Here is a 1,569-nt window from a genome sequence, read left to right as displayed (position 1 = left end):
AAGTAAAACAATGCCAATTAATCAATCGATTAATTAGCATCTACTTTAGTATTCTGGCATTAACTCACTCAAATATTAACTTGCTCTAGCGGTCTAAAATTCGCGTTAGCAGCGTTAGATTTCTTACAAATAGAACCACTATTTGTTTCAAAATCTGCCTTGCTTCCACAAATTTATAACGCCCTATAGCGAAGCGAATATTCAAGAGAATTAATGCAATTAACTTCTGGCGAAGTTGAAATCAGTCTTTGAATATACAATGCCAAACTGGACATTTTTCAATGATTTTGTGCTTTAGACAAGGCCCTTGAGATTTTTATCGACGGGAACATAACGTGTTATGTGACCAAGTAAAAATCGAGAGAAACGCAGTATAAAGTTCAAAAGCGAAGAAAAACTATTTTGGGTTGTATGGTTAAGTGACTAAGCGTACACGGTGGATGCCTTGGCAGTTGGAGGCGATGAAGGACGTACTAACTTGCGATAAGCCTAGTTGAGCCAGTAAGAGGCGCTTGAGACTAGGATTTCCGAATGGGGAAACCCACCTGTTTACAGGTATCATATGGTGAATACATAGCCATATGAGGCGAACGCGGAGAACTGAAACATCTAAGTACCCGTAGGAAAAGAAATCAACCGAGATTCCGATAGTAGCGGCGAGCGAAATCGGACCAGCCCTTAAGCTTTAGTGTAGTTAGTGGAACATTCTGGAAAGTTTGACGACACAGGGTGATAGTCCCGTACACAAAAACTTATCTAAAGTGAAATCGAGTAGGTCGGAGCACGTGAAACTTTGACTGAATATGGGGGGACCATCCTCCAAGGCTAAATACTCCCAACTGACCGATAGTGAACCAGTACCGTGAGGGAAAGGCGAAAAGAACCCCTGTGAGGGGAGTGAAATAGAACCTGAAACCGTGTACGTACAAGCAGTAGGAGCAGGCTCGTCCTGTGACTGCGTACCTTTTGTATAATGGGTCAGCGACTTATATTTTGTAGCGAGGTTAACCGATTAGGGTAGCCGTAGCGAAAGCGAGTCTTAACTGGGCGCTTAGTTGCAAGGTATAGACCCGAAACCCGGTGATCTAGCCATGGGCAGGTTGAAGGTTGAGTAACATCAACTGGAGGACCGAACCCACTAACGTTGAAAAGTTAGGGGATGACCTGTGGCTAGGAGTGAAAGGCTAATCAAACCGGGAGATAGCTGGTTCTCCCCGAAATCTATTTAGGTAGAGCCTCGGACGAATACTTACGGGGGTAGAGCACTGTTAAGGCTAGGGGGTCATCCCGACTTACCAACCCTTTGCAAACTCCGAATACCGTAAAGTACTATCCGGGAGACACACGGCGGGTGCTAACGTCCGTCGTGAAGAGGGAAACAACCCAGACCGCCAGCTAAGGTCCCAAAGTGTATGTTAAGTGGGAAACGATGTGGGAAGGCTAAAACAGCTAGGAGGTTGGCTTAGAAGCAGCCACCCTTTAAAGAAAGCGTAATAGCTCACTAGTCGAGTCGGCCTGCGCGGAAGATGTAACGGGGCTAAACATACCACCGAAGCTGCGGCTGCGAAT

General features: G+C 45.5%; 1 rRNA gene. It reads left to right on the top strand.

The annotated features are described in order from the left end of the window. Window positions 1-413: 413 nt before the first annotated feature. Window positions 414-1,569: ribosomal RNA gene (locus tag BET10_RS04125) — 23S ribosomal RNA — on the top strand; the annotation flags it as partial.

The organism is Pseudoalteromonas amylolytica (genome assembly GCF_001854605.1).
GTDB classification, from domain to species: domain Bacteria; phylum Pseudomonadota; class Gammaproteobacteria; order Enterobacterales; family Alteromonadaceae; genus Pseudoalteromonas; species Pseudoalteromonas amylolytica.
Note: the sequence above shows the minus strand (reverse complement) of the source record. Positions and strands in the feature narration are given on the sequence as shown.